Annotated in this window: 4 protein-coding genes; 3 read left to right on the top strand and 1 reads right to left on the bottom strand. The window is 77.6% G+C overall.

The genetic code is table 11. The annotated features are described in order from the left end of the window. Positions 1-186 precede the first annotated feature (186 nt). Both ACFUEL_RS36160 and ACFUEL_RS36155 read left to right on the top strand, forming a co-directional pair. Complete coding sequence (locus ACFUEL_RS36160) at positions 187-840, top strand: hypothetical protein (RefSeq protein ID WP_380241898.1); 654 nt, start codon at positions 187-189, stop codon at positions 838-840. Between the two features lie 67 nt (positions 841-907). Further along, positions 908-1,891 (top strand): hypothetical protein, encoded by a 984-nt coding sequence (locus tag ACFUEL_RS36155; protein ID WP_380241896.1) that lies wholly within the window; start codon positions 908-910, stop codon positions 1,889-1,891. A gap of 122 nt (positions 1,892-2,013) precedes the next feature. Here ACFUEL_RS36155 and ACFUEL_RS36150 read toward each other — a convergent pair whose 3' ends face one another. Continuing rightward, positions 2,014-3,441: a lamin tail domain-containing protein gene (locus tag ACFUEL_RS36150; RefSeq protein ID WP_380241894.1), complete on the bottom strand. Its 1,428-nt coding sequence runs from the start codon at positions 3,439-3,441 to the stop codon at positions 2,014-2,016. A 238-nt stretch (positions 3,442-3,679) separates the two neighbouring features. Here ACFUEL_RS36150 and ACFUEL_RS36145 point away from each other — a divergent pair, with 238 nt between their 5' ends. Beyond that, on the top strand, positions 3,680-4,186 hold the full coding sequence (locus tag ACFUEL_RS36145) for a protein phosphatase (RefSeq protein WP_380241892.1): 507 nt from the start codon (positions 3,680-3,682) through the stop codon (positions 4,184-4,186). Positions 4,187-4,238: the final 52 nt, after the last annotated feature.

Below are 4,238 nucleotides of genomic sequence, written 5' to 3'. Positions count from 1 at the left end.
GATCTGACGGTCCCCCGGAGGAGGCCCGGCCCGCACCCGCGGTCCGGGCCTTCCCGTGTCCGGGCCTTCCGGTGTCCGCCCCGCCGCGCCCGCCCGTACCCGGGCTGTTCGCCCCGGGCCCCCGGGCGGTAGGTTGTGCCGGCCCGCCGCCGACGGGCGGCCGGGTACGGGGAGAGGCGGGCCGTCATGTCCGGGCAGGCGGGGAACTCCGGGGAACGGCGCGCGCCGCGGCCGGACCGGACCAAGTACCGGGCCACCCCCGGGCGCGGCGCGGCCCGCGGCCCGGCGAAGCGGCGGCTGCCGCCGGTGGTGGCGGTGCTGCTGAGCGCCCTGTTCGCACTGACCGGGATCGCCCTGGGGGTGGGCGTGGTGGTCGGCGGGGCCTCCGCGGCGGCCGGGATCCGGGCCGAGCACCACCAGCCCGAACTGCGGATGACGATCTCCGACTGCTACACCACCGGCCGCTCCCGGAGCCTGGTGCACCACTGCCGGGGCACCGGCGACCCCGGCGACAGCGGCGTCACCACCGGCACCTGGCACCTCAACGGGTCGTCCGACTCCTACCGGCCGGGCGCCGCCGTGGCCGTCCGCTGCGACAGCGGCGGCTCCTGCCACGGGCTCGGGGTGCTCGACCACCTCGTCACCGTCGTCCTCCTGCTGGGCGGCCTGTTCCTCACCGGCGCCGGAGCGGTCGGCCTGGCCGCCGTCCTGCTCCGGACCTTCGCCCCGGCCCGCGCCGCGGCGCTGCGCCGCCCCCGGATCGTCCGGGCCGGCACGATCGCGGCGGTCGCGGTGCTGGTCCTCGCCGTCGCCGCGCCCCTGCTGTACATGCTCACCTGACGGCGCGCCACCTCCCGGCGGCGGGTCGTGCCGCCCGGAGCGGCCGCCCGCGGCCGACACTGGCGGGGTGTGCGCCCTCCCTCCCCCGCCCGGCCGCCGCGCCGTCCTGCTCGCCGGACTGGGCTGTGCCCTGACGGCCTGCTCATCCGGCGGCCCGAACGGTCCGAACGACCCCGGCGGTTCGAGCGCTCCGAGCGTCCCGGGCAGTCCGTCCGCGGCGTTCCCCGCGCCCGCGGCCTGGCAGCCGGGGCCGGGCGAGTTGCGGCCGGACGTCAAACTGCGGGCCGTGCAGGTGGTGGAGGCGGTCGGCGGGTGGCCGCCGGGTGGGCAGGGGGTGGCGGCGGCCCGGCAGCGGGTGGCGGCCCTCGGGGCGGACCCGGCGCTGGCCGAGCAGGCCGGCCCGCTGCTGGCGGACGCGCCGCGGGCCGCGCTGGAGGTGGTGTACGCGCAGTACGGCGGCCTACTGGCGGACTCGGCGAGCGTGCTGGTGGTGTGCCGGCAGTGGGTGGCCGGGCCGGACGGCGCGCCGGTGTCCACCGGCAGCACGGTCGACGTCCGGCTGGGCGCCGCCGCGCCGCGCTGGGACGTCACCGCGCTGCACCCGGCCGACCCGGGGCCGGCGGTCGCGCCGGGCGACCCGGCGGTGCGGGTGCTGGCCCAGCCGCGGATCGTGCTGCCGCCGGCCGCGGTGGCGGACGTGCGCGGCGGGCAGGTGCACGGCGCGGTGCTGGAGGCGATGCTGTCGCTGGCGGGGTCGTACGGCTTCGAGGTGAGCGTGCTGCGTTCGGGCCACCCGCTGCTGGTGTTCGGGACGGACCGGCCGAGCGACCACCCGCGCGGGCTGGCGTTCGACACCTGGCGGATCGAGGGGCACCCGGTGGTGGACCCGGCGACCCCGGCCGGTCTGGTGGAGTCCTTCATGCGGGCGGCCGCGGCGGCGGGCTCGTACAACGTGGGCGGTCCGCGGCAGTTGGCCGGCGGGCGGACGGCGAACCAGTTCTTCAGCGACCCCACCCACCACGACCACGTGCACGCGGGGTTCCGCGACTGAGCGGCGCTCCGGCGGGCGGCCGTGGTTCACCGCGGTGGCCGCCCGGGGCTCCTACCGGGGCGCGGAGGGGCTCCCCGGCCGCGACGGCGGCACGGCCTGCCGGCCGGTGGGCGCGGCGGGCGTCAGCAGGTGATGCTGCCCCGGCGCAGGGCGTGGCCGCCGGTGTTGCTGTCGTCCGACCAGTAGACGGGCTTGCTGCCGCCCGTGCACTCGTCGGCGCCGGCCGGGGTGAAGCCCTCGTTGTTGATGTTCGGCATGCCGGCGGGCCGGTCGTAGACCGCGGTGGGGGCGAACGCGCCGCCGCTGTTCACCTGGAAGGTGCGCAGCTGGCCGGAGCAGGTGTCGTCGCAGACCACCCACATCCGGTGGGCCTGCGGCTCCCAGGACAGTTCCATCACGCCGGCCATGCCGCTGCTGAAGGTGGCGACCTTGGTGAAGCCGCCGGCCTCCAGCAGGACGTAGCCGTAGACCGTGCCGGTGCCCTCGACGCCGACGAAGAACACGCCGCCGGTGTGCGCGGCGTAGTGGCCCGGGTCGTAGGCGGCGCCGGTGGCGGCGTCCTTGAAGCCCGCGCCGGTCAGGTAGCCGTCGGGCACCCAGGTGACGCCCTCCAGGCCGGCGTTGGAGCCGGTGGACGGCAGGTCGGAGGTGAGGTTCCACTCCCGGGTGGCGGTGAGCGTTCCGCCGGTTCCGGAGACGTCGTAGCGCAGCACGGAGAGCCGGCTGGTGGAGGAGGAGTCGGCGTTGCGCTCGCTGGAGACGTACACGCCGCCGGCCGAGCCCGCGCCGGTCAGGGTGACGCCCTCGTCGTCGGGGGTGCCGGTGCCGCCGGTGAAGCGCAGCGCCTTGCCGGAGCCCCAGCCGTTGGCGGTGTCGGGCTTCCAGCCGCCGGAGCCGTTCGGGACGAGCCGCCACAGCTTGCCGGAGTTCTGCGCGGCCCACATCACGCCGCCCTCCTGCTGGAGGCCGGACAGGTCGGAGCCGAACACGTCGGAGCCGTCGGCGGTGGTGACGGTGGAGCCGCCGGGCCAGGCGACCGGGGTGGTGGTGCCGCCCGAACCGCCGGAGCCGGCGCAGTCGTTGGCGGCGCCGAGGGTCAGCGCGGCGGAGCGGCCCCAGGCGCCGGTGCCGTCGGGGCAGCGCGACCAGGACGGGTCGGAGTGCGAGGTCCAGCTGAACGAGTCCACCAGGGTGCTGCCGTCGGCGAGGTAGAGCCGGGCGCTGTCGGAGGAGCCGAGGCCGAAGCTGCTGTGCACGTCGAAGGCTTTGAAGGCACCGGGGGCGAGGGTGGTGCCGGCGGCGATGGTGTACTTGCTGCTGGTGCTGTCGCGCAGGATCCACCCGGACAGGTCGACCGTCGCGGTGCCCTTGTTGTGGAGCTCGATCGAGTCGTTCACCGATCCGGTGGTCACCACCTCGTTGAGCCGGACGTCGTCGGCAGGCGCGGCGGCGGCGGGCCCGGCGCCCAGCGCGCCCAGGCCGGCGGCGGGCAGGACTGCGGCGGCCAGCAGCAGGGCGAGGCGGCGGCCGGGGGTGCGCGGTTCGGTCACGGGTTCCGTCCTTCGGATCGGGTGGGTGGGAGCACGGCGCCGCCCAACCTCCCGGGCCCGGCCCAACGAAGCCCCACCGCGGCCCGGCCCCCTCGTGAACGCCCGACGAACCCCCGCCGCACCGTACCGCCGCCGGGGGAAGCCCTTTCGCGCCGTCACCTCCGCCGCCGGCGTGCGCCGCCGACGGGGTGGGAACTCCCGGCGGGGCGGGCGGCGTTGGCGGGCCGGGAGGTGGCGGATGAGGACCCGTCGGAAGGGTGGGGCACCGGATCCGCGGACGCCGTGGGACGAGGTCGTCCCCGGGCTGTGGATGGGCGGGCACCGCTGGGTGGACGCGGCCGGGCAGCCGCGTCCGGTGGTGGTCGGCGCGGAGTTCGATCTGGTGGTCAGCCTGTTCGCGGCCGAGGGGCACGGGCCGGCCCCGGGGGTGCCGCACCGGCTCGCCCTGGTGCCGGACGGGCCGCTGGACGCGGGGCAGTTGGCCGCCGTGCAGGCGGCGGCGGGGGCCGCGGCCGAAGCGGTGCGGGCCGGTCGGCGGGTGCTGGTGCGCTGCCGGTCCGGGTACAACCGTTCCGGTCTGGTGGTCGCGCAGGCACTGGTGGAGCTCGGTTCGGACCCGGCCGGGGCGGTGCGCCTGGTCCGGGAGCGGCGTTCGCCGTGGGCGCTGCACAACGGGCTGTTCGTCGAGTACCTGGAGGCGGGACTGGACACTGCGCGGCTGCTCCTCTCGCTGGAGGCGCCCTGACCCGTCGCGGGCCCGCCCCTCGTCCCGGGCCGGGCGGCCCGCCACCCGTGGG

Source organism: Kitasatospora sp. NPDC057198, from assembly GCF_042670125.1.
In the GTDB taxonomy this organism is placed as follows: Bacteria; Actinomycetota; Actinomycetes; order Streptomycetales; family Streptomycetaceae; genus Kitasatospora.
Note: the sequence above shows the minus strand (reverse complement) of the source record. Positions and strands in the feature narration are given on the sequence as shown.